Raw genomic sequence first — 14318 nt, 5'->3', positions numbered from 1 at the left:
CTGCCGTCGGGTGTAGAAACAGACGTTTCGCCAAGTCATTCGAGCTTTGAAATTCAGAGATCCTCAAGAAGAGGCCGCACCGTCCTGCGCATTCAGGCGCGGTACATGACGTTACGTCACCTGCAATACGAATGATTCAGCTTTCTCGTCTAAGTAACGTTTCAGAAGTCGCTCCCCCCGCAGGTCAGACATGTTGCGCAAGCTCAGCCTCGTCCAGAAGATCGTCGCCCTCGTCGCCTTCGCCGTGATCGCCGCCGCGACCGGCACGGGCCTCATGGCCGCCCGCGAGATGGGCCGCCAGATCGAGGCGAACGAGCAGGAGAACGCCACCGCGCTGCTGCGCGCCCTCGCCATCACATTCGGCGACCGGGTCTCCGGTGCCAAGGTGCCCCTGAACGGCATGAATGTCGGCCGGGTCGAGAGCCCGTCCCTCGCCGCCTTCGAGGACCACACGGTGGTCGACCGGGCCGTGGCGCTCGGCGGCGGCGTGGCGACGATCTTCACCTTCGACAAGGAGAAGAGCCAGTTCGTCCGCCGCTCCACCAACGTGAAGAAGGAGAACGGCGAGCGCGCGGTGGGCACCCAGCTTGCCGCCGATCACCCGGCGCAGGCCGTGCTGCGGCGCGGCGAGACCTTTGCCGGCGCCGCGACCCTATTCGGGCGCGCCTATTACACGATCTACCAGCCCGTCTTCACGGCGGGCCAGGTGTCGGGCGTCCTCTTCGTCGGCCTGCCGAGCGAGGAGCTCGCCGCCGCCAAGCACTCGGCGCTGCTCGCCATCGCGCTGGCCGCGGGCGCGATCATCCTCGTCGCGTGCCTCGCGGCGTGCGTCATGGCGCTCCGCATGGCCCGGCCGCTCACGGTGATGTCGGCCCGCGTGGCGGATCTCGCCCGGGGCGACCTCGACGGCGAGATCCTCTACCGCGAGCGCGGCGACGAGATCGGCCAGGTGGCCCGCGCCCTCGAGACCCTGCGCGAGACCAGCGCCCACGCCCGGATGCTGGAAGAGGAGCGCCAGGGCTCGGCCGCCGGCGAGCGTCGCCGCCGCGAAGCCCTCGACGGCGCCGTGACCTCCTTCCGCGAAGCCGTCCGCCTTGCCCTCGGCGATCTCACCCAGGGCGCCGCCGGCATGGCGCGCCGGGCCGAGTCGCTCACGGGCCTCTCCGTCGAGGCGAGCGGCGCGGTCGCGGCCGCCTCGCAGGGCTCGCAGGAGACCTCCGCCAACGTCGCCACCGTGGCGAGCGCCGCCGAGGAGCTCTCGGCCTCCATCGCCGAGATCGGGGCGCAGCTCGACCGCGCGAAGGACCTCGCCGAGCGGGGCCTGAGCGACGCCACCGCCGCGAGCCAGGAGATCACTGGGCTTGCCGAGTCGGCCCAGCGCATCGGCGACGTGGTGGAGCTCATCCGCTCCATCGCCGACCAGACGAACCTGCTGGCGCTCAACGCCACCATCGAGGCGGCGCGCGCTGGTGAGGCCGGCAAGGGCTTCGCGGTCGTCGCCTCCGAGGTGAAGACGCTGGCGACCCAGACCGCCAAGGCGACCGAGGAGATCGCCCGCCAGATCGGCCAGGTGCAGTCCTCCACGGGCGGCGCGGTGGGCGCCATCCGCCAGATCACCGAGCGGGTGCGCGACATCAACGGCGCCACGGGCGCGATCGCGGCCGCCATGCAGCAACAGGGCGCCGCCACGGCTGAGATCTCCCGCAACGTCTCGGAGGCCGCGCACGGCACCGACTCCATGGCCCGCGACCTCTCCACTGTCGCGGACGCCGCCCAGCGCACCACGGAGGCCGCCCACGCGGTGAGCGACGCCGCGCACTCGCTGGACGGCGTGGCGGGCCGCCTGGAAGCCGAGGTCGAGCGCTTCCTGGCGCGCGTCGCGGCCTGACGACCGACCTTCCCGCTCCCTGCCACGCGGGGAGCGGGATCCTACGTTCCGGGCCAGAACGGGGTCCGAATAGCCCCCCGCGCCATCACGCCCGTTGGCGAATGCACAAAATCCCGCCATGTTAGCCCGCAGATCGGCCCGGGAGGGGCCTTGAGGGCAGGCGGGGACATCATGAGGCAGGCGATCAGGTTTCGCCGGCGCGGACGTATCGTCGAGGTGCGGGACTTTTCCCCTCGGACGCTTCTTCTGGATTATCTCAGGCTCACCGAGCGCAGCGTCGGCACCAAGGAGGGCTGCGCCGAGGGCGATTGCGGCGCCTGCACCGTGGCGCTCGGCCGGGTGCGCGACGGGCGCGTGGTCTACGAGCCTGTCAACGCTTGCATTCTCCTGCTCGGCCAGGTCGACGGCGCCGACGTGGTGAGCGTGGAGGACCTCGCGGCCGACGGCGTGCTGCACCCGGTCCAGGCTGCCATGGTCGAGCATCACGGCTCCCAGTGCGGCTTCTGCACGCCAGGCATCGTCATGAGCCTCTATACCCTCTATCGCGAGGCGGAGCGCCCCGTGACGCGCGAGGCCGTCAACGATTGCCTGGCGGGCAACCTGTGCCGCTGTACGGGTTACCGCCCCATCGTCGATGCCGCGCTCGCGGCCTGCGAGGGCCCGCCCGCCGACCGCTTTCTCGCCGAGAGCGAGACCATCCGGGCCGACCTGGAGGGGATCGCCGACGGAGCCGACATCTTCGTCGGCGACGACACCCGCTTTTTCGCCGCGCCCGCGAGCGAGGACGCACTCGCCGCACTCTATGCCCGCCATCCGGACGCCACGCTCGTCGCCGGCTGCACGGATGTCGGCCTGTGGATCACCAAGGGCATGGCCGCCATCGACAAAGTGATCTGGCTCGGGCGCGTCGCCGGGCTCGATGCAATCGAGGCGGGCCCGGAGGCCCTGACCATTGGCGCCACCGCGACCCACAGCGCCGCGCACGCCTCCTTAGGCGCCCTCGACCCTGACATGGGCGAGCTGATGCGCCGCTTCGGCTCGGTCCAGGTGCGGGCGTCGGGGACGGTCGGCGGCAACATCGCCAACGGCTCGCCCATCGGCGACCTCGCGCCGGCCCTCATCGCGCTCGGCGCTGCGCTGGAGCTGCGCAAGGGGGACCGCGTCCGTGCGCTGCCTCTGGAGGAGTTCTTCCTCGCCTATCGCAAGCAGGACCGGGAGCCCGGCGAGTTCGTCCGGCGGGTCAGCGTGAACCGTCTCGGCGCAGGCGACGCGTTCCGCTGCTTCAAGGTCTCCAAGCGCTTCGACGAGGACATCTCCGCCGTCATGGGCGCCTTCCGCCTGGCCCTCGTCGGTCGCCGCATCGCGTCGGCGCGCGTCGCTTATGGCGGCATGGCGGCGACCCCGAAGCGCGCGCCGGAGACGGAGGCCATGCTCGTCGGCGTCTCCCTCGACGATCCCGCCTCATGGGAGCCGGCCTTCGCGGCGCTGGCTGCGGATTTCCAGCCCCTCGACGACCACCGCGCCTCGGCCGCCTATCGCCGCACGGTCGCCCGCAACCTCCTCGCCAAGGCACTCCACGAGCTCGCCACCGGCCGCACCGACGAGACCCGCCTCGTCGGCGAACGTCCCGCGCTCCAGGCTGCGGAGTGATCGCGTGAACGAGATGTCGAAGCCCCTGCCGGCCACCCCGCTTCCCCCCGACGAGGCGCCCCTGCGCCATGTCCGCCAGCCCTTGCCCCACGATTCGGCCAAGCGCCACGTTACGGGGCTCGCGCAATATATCGACGACATCCGCGAGCCCGAGGGCACGCTCCACGTCGCCATCGGCCAGTCGCCCCGCGCCCGGGGCCGGCTCGTCGCCCTCGATCTCGACGCGGTGCGCGCCGCGCCGGGCGTGGTGCGGGTGCTCACCGCCGCCGACATCCCCGGCAAGAACGACGTGTCGCCCGCCTTCGGCGACGATCCGATGTTCGCCGCCGACGAGATCAGCTTCCACGGCCAGGCCCTGTTCGCGGTGGTGGCCACCACCCGGGACGCGGCACGCCGGGCCGCGACGCTCGCCCGCGTCGAGACCCTGCACGAGGCGCCGAGGGTCACGGTGGAGGACGCGCTGGAGCGGGGCGAGAGCGTCCTGCCTGACTATTCCTTCGGTCGCGGCGACGCCGCCTCGGTCATCGCGGGCGCGCCCGTGCGGCTGGAGGGCTCGCTGCGGGTCGGCGGCCAGGAGCACTTCTATCTCGAAGGCCAGGTGGCGCTCGCGATTCCGGGCGAGGAGGGCGACGTCCACGTCTATTCCTCGACGCAGCACCCCACGGAGGTGCAGCACGTGGTGGCCCGCGTGCTCGACATCCCCGACGCCTTCGTGACCTGCGAGGTGCGGCGCATGGGCGGGGGCTTCGGCGGCAAGGAGAGCCAGGCGACGCAGTGGGCGGCGACGGCCGCGCTCGCCGCCCGCATCACCGGCCGGCCGTGCAAGCTGCGCCTCGACCGCGACGACGACTTCAAGCTCACGGGCAAGCGCCACGACTTCCGCTCCGACTGGCGGATCGGCACCGACGAGACCGGGCGCATCCTCGGCTACGAGGTCGATCACCTGGCCCGCTGCGGCTACTCGGCCGACCTGTCGAACGGCGTGGTCGACCGGACGATGTTCCACTCCGACAACGCCTATTTCATGCCGGACGTGCGCATCGGCTCGAAACGGCTGAAGACCAACACGGTGTCGAACACGGCTTTCCGCGGTTTCGGCGGGCCGCAGGGCATGCTCGTGATCGAGCACGTCCTGGACCAGGTCGCCTGGGCCATGGGCCGCGACCCCCTCGACGTGCGCTACGCCAACCTCTATGCGCCCGGCCGCGACGTGACGCCCTATGGCATGAGCGTCGAGGAGACCGACACCCTGCCGGCCCTGATGCGGAGCCTGGAGCGCTCCAGCGACTATCGCACGCGCCGGGAGGCGATCCGCGCCTTCAACGCGGGTTCGCCCGTGATCAAGCGGGGACTCGCGCTGACGCCCGTGAAGTTCGGCATCAGCTTCACGCTGACCCACCTCAACCAGGCCGGCGCCCTCGTCCACGTCTACCAGGACGGCTCCGTGCACCTGAACCACGGCGGCACCGAGATGGGGCAGGGGCTCTATCTCAAGGTGGCGCAGGTGGTGGCCGAGGAGTTCGGCATCGCCATCGAGCGCGTGCGCATCACCGCCACGACCACCGCCAAGGTCCCCAACACCGCCCCCACCGCCGCGTCCTCGGGCACCGACCTCAACGGCATGGCGGCCCGCATCGCGGCGGGCGCGATCCGGCGGCGGATGGCAGCCCATGCGGCGGAGACCTTCGGGGTGCCCGAGGACGAGGTCGTGTTCCGCGACGACCGGGTCTTCGCGGGCAACGAGAGCCTCGATTTCGGCGAGCTCGCGAAGCGCTGCGTGCAGTCGCGGGTCCAGCTCTCGGAAGCCGGCTTCTACAAGACGCCGAAGATCACCTGGGACCGGGCGAAGGGCACCGGCCGGCCCTTCCTCTACTTCGCCTATGGGGCGGCCTGCGCCGAGGTCGCGGTCGACACGCTCACGGGCGAGTACCGGGTGACCCGGGTCGACATCCTGCACGATTGCGGCCGGTCCCTGAACCCGGCGATCGACATCGGTCAGATCGAGGGCGGGTTCGTGCAGGGCATGGGCTGGCTCACCACGGAGGAGCTCGTCTTCGACGGGGAGGGGCGGCTGCGGACGCACGCGCCCTCCACCTACAAGATCCCCGTCGCCTCGGACGTGCCCGCCGACTTCCGCGTCGCGCTCTATCCCAACACCAACCGCGAGGAGACGATCTACCGCTCCAAGGCGGTGGGAGAGCCGCCGATCATGCTGGCGAACAGCGTGTTCTGCGCGCTCACCGACGCGGTGCGGGCCCTCGACCCGACCCGCCCCGTGCCGCTCGACGCGCCCGCCACCCCGGAGGCGGTGCTGCGCGCCTGCGAGGCCATGCGCGGAAGGCCGCTGGGGTGATCGTCTGGGGCCGCCTGGCCGAGATCGTGCGCGCCCATGGCGCCGCGGCGCTGGTGGGGGTCCACGAGGCGCGGGGCTCGGCGCCCCGCGACGCCGGGGCCCGCATGGTCGTGCGCCCGGACGGCGCCTTTCACGGCACTATCGGCGGCGGCCGCTTCGAATGGGAGGCGCTCGACCTCGCCCGGCGCGCGCTCGAGGCCGGACGCGGCCCGGCCCGTTTCACCGACCACGCGCTGGGGCCCGATCTCGGCCAATGCTGCGGCGGACGGGTGCGGCTCCTGATCGAGACGTTCGATGCGCGGGATCTGGCGCAGGTCGACACCTTGGCGGCAGGGGAGGCCGAGGGATCGTTCGAGGTGGCCTGCCGCCTCGACGAGCAGGGGAGGGTGGCTCGAACGGTCGCCGCGATCACCTCTCCCCGCGCGCGGGGAGAGGGTTCCGCCCCCCTCGCCGGGGGCGGAGCAAGCCCGCAGGGCGGGGGTGAGGGGGCGCCTCAGAATGGAGCTCGTCCGTCCAGGCCCCCTCACCCTCGGGCTGCCGCCCTCGCCTCGGCCCCCGACGAGGGGGGCTTCGCCCCTCTCCCCGCGCGCGGGGAGAGGGGCCCGCCCGTCTGGACGGAGCGGCTTGGGGAGGATCGGACGACTCTTCTGCTGTTCGGCGCCGGCCATGTGGGCCGCGCCCTTGTGCTGGCCCTCGCGCCGCTCCCTTTCCGGATCCGCTGGATCGACTCTCGTGCGAACGCCTTCCCGGCCGCGATGCCGGGCACCGTGACGCCCGTGAGCCCCCGCGATCCCGCGCCTGAGATCGCCGCCGCTCCCCCGGGCGCCTTCGTGCTCGTGATGACCCACGAGCACGCCCTCGACCTCGCCATCACGGCGGACGCGTTGAAGCGGCCCGATCTCCCCTTCGTCGGCCTCATCGGCAGCGCCACCAAGCGCGCCCGCTTCGAGCGGCGCCTGCGCGAGCTTGCAATCCCCCCGGAGCGCATCGCGGCGCTGGCCTGCCCCATCGGCGTGCCGGGAATCGAGGGCAAGGAGCCCGCTATCATCGCGGCCTCCATCGCGGCGCAGCTTCTGATCGCGCGCGAGCGGGGGACCGGATCGCGGCACCCCTCGCCCGAGGCCGCCGAACCCGCTAGAACCCCCGCATGACCGATCTCTCTCCCGACGACCGCCGTCACCTCGCCCATGCCGTCGCGCTCTCCCGCCAGCACATGGAGCAGGGGGAGGGCGGGCCGTTCGGCGCCGTGGTGGTGCGCGACGGGCGCGTGCTGGCCGAGGGCTGGAACCAGGTCACGTCAGCCAAGGACCCCACCGCCCATGCCGAGGTGGTGGCGATCCGCCAGGCGTGCCAAGCAGCGGGCGACTTCTCGCTTGATGGCGCGACGCTCTACACCAGCTGCGAGCCCTGCCCCATGTGCCTCGCCTCCGCCTATTGGGCTCGCGTCTCGCGCATCGTCTACGCCAACACCCGCGACGACGCGGCGGCGATCGGCTTCGATGACAAGCTCATCTACGACGAGATCCCCAAGCAGCCCCACGACCGCCTGATCCCCATGACCCACGCCCCGAGCGACGAGGCTGGCGGCGTCTTCGCCGATTGGCTGAGGAAGGCGGACCGGGTCGCATACTAGCGTGGCGCCCCATCCGAAAACCCCTTTACGGACAACTACTGCTTTTGCGGTTGGAGCATGCGCCTGCGACAGCCTGCCACATATTCAAATCGGAACCAAAGACCCGCGCCATAATCGGCCGGGGAAATTGCCACAGAATAACCATGGGGATTGACGTAACGTCCCCTCGTTCCGATTGCGAATTTGTGGTTGAAGCAGGCCCAACCAAGACGCGGGCTGCAAAGCTTCGATCCGACGGGGGAATTTCGATGAGACATGTCCTGGTCGTCGCCCTGACCGCGCTCGCCACGTGGTCCGGTTTTGGCGTGGCGCAAGCCCAAACCTCCGCCCGCCCCGCCAAGCCCGCTCAGGCGGCCACGCAGTCCGCCGACAAGATGAATGCCGGCGTCGTGTCGGTGATCTCGGGCGGCGTGAACGGCACCTATGTGCGCATCGCCGCCGAGATGGCCAACGTCCTCGACAACGGCGAGAACCTTCGCGTCCTGCCGATCATCGGCCGCGGCTCGGCCCAGAACATCCGCGACCTGCTCTTCCTCAAGGGGGTGGACATCGGCATCGTCCAGATGGACGCCCGCGAGTCGCTGGGCGCCGAGGCCGGCGAGGGCAAGCGCCAGCTCGAATACATCGCCCGCCTCTACAACGAGGAGATCCACGTCATCGCCCGGCGCGACATCGGCGACATCCGCCAGCTCGGCGGCCGCAAGGTGAACATCGACGTGGCGGGCAGCGGCACGAACCTCACCTCGCGCATCGTGTTCGAGCGCCTCGGGGTGAAGCCCGCCTTCGAGACGGTGGACCAGGGCGCGGCCTTCGAGAAGCTCGCCTCGGGCGAGATCGACGCCGCCGTGTTCGTCTCGGGCCGCCCGGTTCGCGCCGTGGCGGAGTTCAAGAGCGACGGCCGCTTCAAGCTCCTCTCGATCCCCTTCGAGGAGTCGCTCTCCGAGCTCTACCTGCCGGCGCGTCTCGCCGACAAGGACTATCCGGGTCTCATCGAGCGCGGCGGCGCCGTCGACACGCTCGCGGTGGGCAGCATCCTCGCCGTCTATGGCTGGCCCGAGGGCACGGAGCGCAACAAGCGCGTCCAACGCTTCGTCGAGGCGTTCTTCTCGCGCTTCGACGAGTTCCTGAAGCCCGGCCGCCATCCGAAGTGGCAGGAGGTGAACCTCGCCGCCACGGTGCCGGGCTGGAAGCGCTTCAAGGGCGCGCAGGACTGGATTGACCGCTCCACCTCCGCGGCCGCCAAGAAACCCGATCCCGCCTTCGAGGCCTTCCTGGAGTCCCGTGACGTGAAGGCGAGCCCCACCGAGCGCCAGAAGCTCTTCGAGGAATTCGTGGCCTGGCAGAACAGCCGCGCCGGCGCGAGGGCGACCCGGTGAGCGCCCGGCCCGATCCCCAGGGTGAGTGGGAGAGCGAGGCCGACCTCGACATCGAGTCGATGCCGCGCTTCCTTTCCCACCCGCGCCCGGCGAACGACCTGCGCGGCCAGAACCCGCTGATGCGGCGGCGCAAGTCCATCGTGCCGCTCGTGGCGACGCTGGGCCTCGGCCTCGCGGTGCTCGGAGGCGCGGCCTACCTCCTTGTCGCGCCTCCCGCGCCCGAGGTGGCGGTGATGGCGCCCGCGACCCGCTCACCCGTCGCACTCAAGAGCGAGCCGAAGGCCGAGGCCCGGTCGCTCGCCGAGACGATCGACGCCCGCCCGGCCGTGGTGACGGGGGCCCTGCGCGAGACCATGACCGCCTCCGCCGACCCGGCGGTCGCGATCGCCGCGCCCGTGGCGGCCCCGGTCGCGGCGCCGGCTCCTCCCCCTGAGCCAGCGCCCCGGGAGGTCGCGCGCCTGGAGCCGCCGCGGATCGTGCCAGAGCCGCCCCCCGCCGTGGAGCGTCCCGCGCCTGCGCCCGTGCCCGTTCCGGAACGTCCGGCGCCCGCGCCCGAGCGGGCCGCCCCGGTCGACGCCGCGCCCCGGGTCTCGTCGGCGGAGGCCGAGCGGGCCTTGAAGCGCGCCGAGACGCTGCTTGAGCAGGGCGACATCAGCGCGGCCCGTCTCTTCCTTGAGCGGGCGGCGGACGGCGGCAGCGCCCGCGCCTCGTTCCGCCTCGCGGAGACGTATGATCCGCGCGTGCTCCAGCGCTGGGGCGCCCGTGGCATCAAGGGCTCGCCCGAGAAGGCGCGGGACTATTACCGGCAGGCGCAGGCCCGCGGCGACGCCGAGGCCGCCTCACGCCTCGCGGGCCTGGGCGCCCGCTGACCCTGCCGGCACGCCGGTTCCGGCGTGCCGCGCTCCGCTGACGGCGCGTCTGCCTATGTTTCGGGCAGGCCGACGCGCCAAGGCCGCTTGCGCCTCGCGCGCGCCAGCGCGATCCTGCGCCCCGATGCTGATGACCTCTCCCGCCGTCCCTGGCCTGCCGCTGCCCGCCTTCGTGCGGGCCCAGGGCGGCGTGCGGATCGAGGTCGAGCGCAGCCTCCGCGGCTCCGCCGCCATGCGGGTCGCCGAGAGCGGCGGCTACCGGGTGCGATTTCCCCGCTCCGTCCTCGGCCTCGAGGGCGTGCTCATCAACACGGGCGGCGGCATGACCGGCGGCGACCGGCTCGGCATCGACGTCCGGGTGGGGGAGGGCGCGGGCGCGACCCTCACGACCCAGGCCGCCGAGAAGATCTACCGGTCGCGCGGCGCAGACGTCGAGGTGGCGATCCGCCTCGATCTTGAGGCGGGCAGCCGGCTCGACTGGCTGCCGCAGGAGCAGATCCTGTTCGACCGGGCGCGCTTCGCCCGCACCCTCGACGTCGCCATGAGCCCGTCCGCGTCCCTCACCCTCATGGAGAGCACCGTCTTCGGCCGCACCGCTATGGGGGAAACGCTCGTCGACGCGGCGTTCCGCGACCGCTGGCGCATCCGCCGGGGCGGGCGCCTCGTCCTCGCCGAGGACGTGCGCCTGGAGGGCGACGTCGCCGCAGCATTGGCGCGGCCCGCGATCGGTGCGGGCGCCCGTGCCATGGCGGTCCTGCTCCATGTCGCGCCTGATGCCGAGGCGCGGCTCGACGCCCTGCGCGAGAGGCTGGAGGGCGCCGCCAGCGAATGCGGAGCGAGCGCCTGGAACGGGCTTCTCGTCGCCCGCTTCCTCCATCACGACGCGGCGGCGCTGAGGGCGGATCTCGCCCGCGTCCTGCAATCCTTCCGCGGCGCGCCGATGCCGCGCTCCTGGCAGACCTGAGGCCTCCCATGCAGCTCACCCCCCGGGAAAAGGACAAGCTCCTCGTCGCCATGGCCGCCATGGTGGCCCGCCGCCGCCTGGAGCGCGGCGTGAAGCTCAACTACCCCGAGGCCATCGCCCTCATCACCGATTTTGTGGTCGAGGGCGCCCGCGACGGGCGCTCGGTGGCCGATCTTATGGAGGCCGGCGCCCACGTCGTGACGGCCGACCAGGTCATGGACGGCATCGCCGAGATGATCCACGACGTGCAGGTGGAGGCGACGTTTCCCGACGGCACGAAGCTCGTCACGGTCCACCACCCGATCCGCGGCGCCACGGGCGCGCTCACGCCGGGCGAGGTGAGCGTGGGGGAGGGCGACCTCGTCCTCAACGAGGGCCGCGAGACCGTGACCCTCACGGTCGCCAACACGGGCGACCGGCCGATTCAGGTGGGCTCCCACTACCACTTCTTCGAGACGAACGCGGCGCTTGCCTTCGACCGCGACAAGGCCCGCGGCATGCGCCTCGACATCCCCGCCGGCACGGCGGTTCGCTTCGAGCCGGGGCAGAGCCGGGACGTGACGCTCGTGGCGCTGAGCGGGACGCGGACGGTGTACGGGTTCCAGGGGAAGGTGATGGGGGCCTTGTGATAGGGTAGGGCAGTCGGACGGAGGTAGGGAGATCGGCATGGCGCGCTACCAGGCTAGGACCTCGCAGAAAGGGCAGGCGACGATCCCGGCGGAAGTCCGCCGCAAGATCGGGCTTGAGCCCGGGGGCGTGGTGGAGTTCGTCGAGTCGGATACCGGCGAGGTGGTGGTGCGCGCCAAGAAACGCGGCGTTGCGCATCTGCGCGGCCTGTTCGGACCGCAACCGGAACGTCTCGACGTCGACGACGCGATCGCGGAAGCCGTCTGGGAGGAGAATGGTCCCGGCGGGAAGCGCCCGGCCCGATGATCGGTATCGACACAAATCTTCTGATCCGGTTCATCTTGCAGGACGATCCCGTCTGGTCGGAGCCTGCCGCGCGTTTTCTTGAAACGGAACTCTCGCCTGAGCGGCCCGGCTACGTAAACGTCGTCGTCCTGGCGGAACTCGCGTGGAGTGTTCGAAAGGCGAGCGGCTTCGACCGCGAGCGAATGGCTGCCATGATCGAGGGCCTCCTCACCTCGGACAGTCTCGTCCTCGAGCGTTCGGACATCGTAGCGCGAGCGTTGAATCGCTATCGAATCAGCTCGGTCGGTTTCGCCGACTGCTTGATCGCCGAACTGAATGCAGAGGTGGGCGCCGCTCCGACCGTGAGCATCGACAAGGAGGCCGTGAAAACCGGTATGTTCGAAGGGCTTTCGCTGTGAGAACGGCATTGATCACAGCTCTTGTGGCCACGCTCATCGGCACGGCGGCCCACGCCCACGACCCCTCCTTCGACCGCATCCCGCCCCAGACCCGCGAGGAACTGATCGCGGCGGGCAAGCGGGTGCATGGCGGCTTCGGGACGCTGGTCGCTCTCGGGATCCGCATCGGGACGGACGCCGCCGAGCGTCTCGGGGCCGGGCCGCGGGAGGTGGACGTCACCTATTTCGACTCCCCTGCGGCGCCGTGCGCCTGCATCGTCGATGGCATCACCGTCGCGACCGCCGCGTCGCCCGGTCAGCGCACGCTCCGCATCGCGCCCGAGCCTGCAGGCTACGGCCTGCTCGCCCGGGTCGTCATCCGCCACAGGCGCACCGGCCGCGCCGTCGAGGCCGCCGTTCCGCTGGAGGTCCTGCCCGGCATGAGCGAGGTCAACGCCCGCGAGGAGGGCGTGCGCTGGGCCTATGTCATGCACGCCGACCGCGACGAGCATTTCACGCTGACCGACCTGCCCGCCAAACCCTGACGGAGAACCCCCATGCCCTTCCGCTTTCCCCGCCAGGCCTATGCCGACATGTTCGGCCCCACCGTGGGCGATCGGGTGCGGCTTGCGGACACCGATCTCGTGATCGTGGTCGAGCGGGATCTCACCACCTATGGCGAGGAGGTGAAGTTCGGCGGCGGCAAGGTGATCCGGGACGGGATGGGCCAGAGCCAGGTCACGAATGCGGAGGGCGCCGTCGACACGGTGATCACCAACGCCCTCATCGTCGACCATTGGGGGATCGTGAAGGCGGATGTGGGCCTGAAAGAGGGGCGCATCCACCGGATCGGCAAGGCGGGCAACCCGGACATCCAGCCGGGCGTCGACATCGTCGTGGGGCCGGGCACGGAGGTGATTGCGGGGGAGGGGAAGATCCTCACGGCGGGGGGCTTCGACGCGCATATCCACTTCATCTGCCCGCAGCAGATCGAGGAAGCCCTGATGTCGGGGCTCACCTCCATGCTCGGCGGCGGCACGGGCCCGGCGGCGGGCACGTCCGCCACCACGTGCACCCCGGGGCCGTGGCATCTGGAGATGATGATCCGCGCCGCCGATTCCTTCCCGATGAACCTCGGCTTCGCCGGCAAGGGTAACGCCTCGCTCCCCGGGGGCCTCGTCGAGATGATCGAGGCCGGCGCCTGCGCCATGAAGCTCCACGAGGATTGGGGCACCACGCCCGCCGCCATCGACAACTGCCTCTCGGTCGCCGACGACCACGACATCCAGGTGATGATCCACACGGACACGCTCAACGAGTCGGGCTTCGTTGAGGACACGATCCGCGCCTTCAAAGGCCGCACCATCCACGCCTTCCACACGGAGGGCGCGGGCGGCGGGCACGCGCCCGACATCATCAAGGTGGCGGGGCTCCCCAACGTCCTGCCCTCGTCCACCAACCCGACGCGGCCCTTCACGGTGAACACGCTGGACGAGCATCTCGACATGCTCATGGTGTGCCACCACCTCGACCCCTCCATCCCCGAGGACCTCGCCTTCGCGGAAAGCCGGATCCGCAAGGAGACGATCGCCGCTGAGGACATCCTTCACGACATCGGCGCGCTCTCGATGATGTCGTCCGACAGCCAGGCCATGGGCCGTGTCGGCGAGGTGATCACCCGCACCTGGCAGACGGCGCACAAGATGAAGGCTCAGCGCGGCAGCCTGCCGGAGGACCGGGGTACGGACGCCGACAATTTCCGGGTGAAGCGCTACGTCGCGAAATACACCATCAATCCCGCCATCGCGCACGGCGTCTCGCGCCATATCGGCTCGGTGGAGCCCGGCAAGCTCGCCGACCTCGTGCTCTGGTCCCCGGCCTTCTTCGGGGTGAAGCCCGACATGATCATCAAGGGCGGCGCCATCGCGGCGGCCCCCATGGGCGATCCCAACGCCTCGATCCCCACGCCCCAGCCCGTGCACTACCGCCCGATGTTCGGCGCCTTCGGGCGGGCGCGGACCGCCACCTCGCTCACCTTCGTGTCCCGCGCCGCGGTCGCGAACGGGCTGCGTGAGCGGCTCGGCGTCGCCCGCGAGATGGTGGCGGTGGAGAATGTGCGCGCAGGCATCGGCAAGGCCAGCATGATCCATAACGGCGCCACCCCCGACATCCAGGTGGACCCGGAGACCTATGCCGTCACTGCAAACGGCGAGCTGCTGGTTTGCGAGCCGGCAAAGGAGTTGCCCATGGCGCAGCGTTACTTCCTGTTCTAGGA

13 protein-coding genes are annotated in these 14318 nt (G+C 71.0%); all 13 read left to right on the top strand.

The features are described 5' to 3' along the window. Nucleotides 1-190: 190 nt before the first annotated feature. Nucleotides 191-1888 (top strand): methyl-accepting chemotaxis protein, encoded by a 1698-nt coding sequence (locus F0L46_RS03070; RefSeq protein ID WP_149815553.1) that lies wholly within the window; start codon nt 191-193, stop codon nt 1886-1888. Nucleotides 1889-2059: 171 nt separating this feature from the next. Continuing rightward, nucleotides 2060-3538 carry a xanthine dehydrogenase small subunit gene (gene xdhA, locus F0L46_RS03065; protein ID WP_149815552.1) on the top strand — a complete coding sequence of 493 codons (1479 nt, stop codon included), beginning with the start codon at nt 2060-2062 and terminating at the stop codon, nt 3536-3538. Between the two features lie 13 nt (nt 3539-3551). Continuing rightward, nucleotides 3552-5891, top strand: coding sequence for a xanthine dehydrogenase molybdopterin binding subunit (gene xdhB, locus F0L46_RS03060; RefSeq protein WP_149815640.1), 2340 nt, complete (start codon nt 3552-3554; stop codon nt 5889-5891). Further along, a complete protein-coding gene (xdhC, locus tag F0L46_RS03055) occupies nt 5888-7042 on the top strand; it encodes a xanthine dehydrogenase accessory protein XdhC (RefSeq protein WP_240539837.1) in 1155 nt (384 codons plus the stop codon). The genes xdhB and xdhC overlap by 4 nt, the downstream gene beginning before the upstream one ends. Continuing rightward, on the top strand, nt 7039-7524 hold the full coding sequence (locus tag F0L46_RS03050; RefSeq protein ID WP_149815551.1) for a nucleoside deaminase: 486 nt from the start codon (nt 7039-7041) through the stop codon (nt 7522-7524). The genes xdhC and F0L46_RS03050 overlap by 4 nt, the downstream gene beginning before the upstream one ends. A gap of 248 nt (nt 7525-7772) precedes the next feature. Next, nucleotides 7773-8900 (top strand): TAXI family TRAP transporter solute-binding subunit, encoded by a 1128-nt coding sequence (locus tag F0L46_RS03045; protein WP_188311828.1) that lies wholly within the window; start codon nt 7773-7775, stop codon nt 8898-8900. Beyond that, nucleotides 8897-9769: an SEL1-like repeat protein gene (locus tag F0L46_RS03040; RefSeq protein WP_149815549.1), complete on the top strand. Its 873-nt coding sequence runs from the start codon at nt 8897-8899 to the stop codon at nt 9767-9769. Before F0L46_RS03045 ends, F0L46_RS03040 begins: the two co-directional genes overlap by 4 nt. A 130-nt stretch (nt 9770-9899) precedes the next feature. Next, nucleotides 9900-10733, top strand: coding sequence for an urease accessory protein UreD (locus F0L46_RS03035; protein WP_240539836.1), 834 nt, complete (start codon nt 9900-9902; stop codon nt 10731-10733). An 8-nt stretch (nt 10734-10741) separates the two neighbouring features. Beyond that, nucleotides 10742-11362 carry an urease subunit gamma gene (locus F0L46_RS03030; RefSeq protein WP_149815547.1) on the top strand — a complete coding sequence of 207 codons (621 nt, stop codon included), beginning with the start codon at nt 10742-10744 and terminating at the stop codon, nt 11360-11362. A 37-nt stretch (nt 11363-11399) separates the two neighbouring features. Continuing rightward, nucleotides 11400-11666, top strand: coding sequence for an AbrB/MazE/SpoVT family DNA-binding domain-containing protein (locus F0L46_RS03025; RefSeq protein WP_149815546.1), 267 nt, complete (start codon nt 11400-11402; stop codon nt 11664-11666). Then, complete coding sequence (locus F0L46_RS03020; RefSeq protein ID WP_149815545.1) at nt 11663-12064, top strand: type II toxin-antitoxin system VapC family toxin; 402 nt, start codon at nt 11663-11665, stop codon at nt 12062-12064. Before F0L46_RS03025 ends, F0L46_RS03020 begins: the two co-directional genes overlap by 4 nt. 8 nt (nt 12065-12072) lie before the next feature. Further along, nucleotides 12073-12588: a formylmethanofuran dehydrogenase subunit E family protein gene (locus F0L46_RS03015; RefSeq protein ID WP_188311827.1), complete on the top strand. Its 516-nt coding sequence runs from the start codon at nt 12073-12075 to the stop codon at nt 12586-12588. 12 nt (nt 12589-12600) lie between these two features. Continuing rightward, nucleotides 12601-14316, top strand: a complete 1716-nt coding sequence (gene ureC / locus F0L46_RS03010) for an urease subunit alpha (protein ID WP_149815543.1) — start codon at nt 12601-12603, stop codon at nt 14314-14316. The last annotated feature ends 2 nt before the right edge of the window (nt 14317-14318 follow it).

The organism is Salinarimonas soli (assembly GCF_008386575.1).
GTDB classification, from domain to species: Bacteria; Pseudomonadota; Alphaproteobacteria; order Rhizobiales; family Beijerinckiaceae; genus Salinarimonas_A; species Salinarimonas_A soli.
This window is presented reverse-complemented; position numbering and strand designations above follow the sequence as displayed.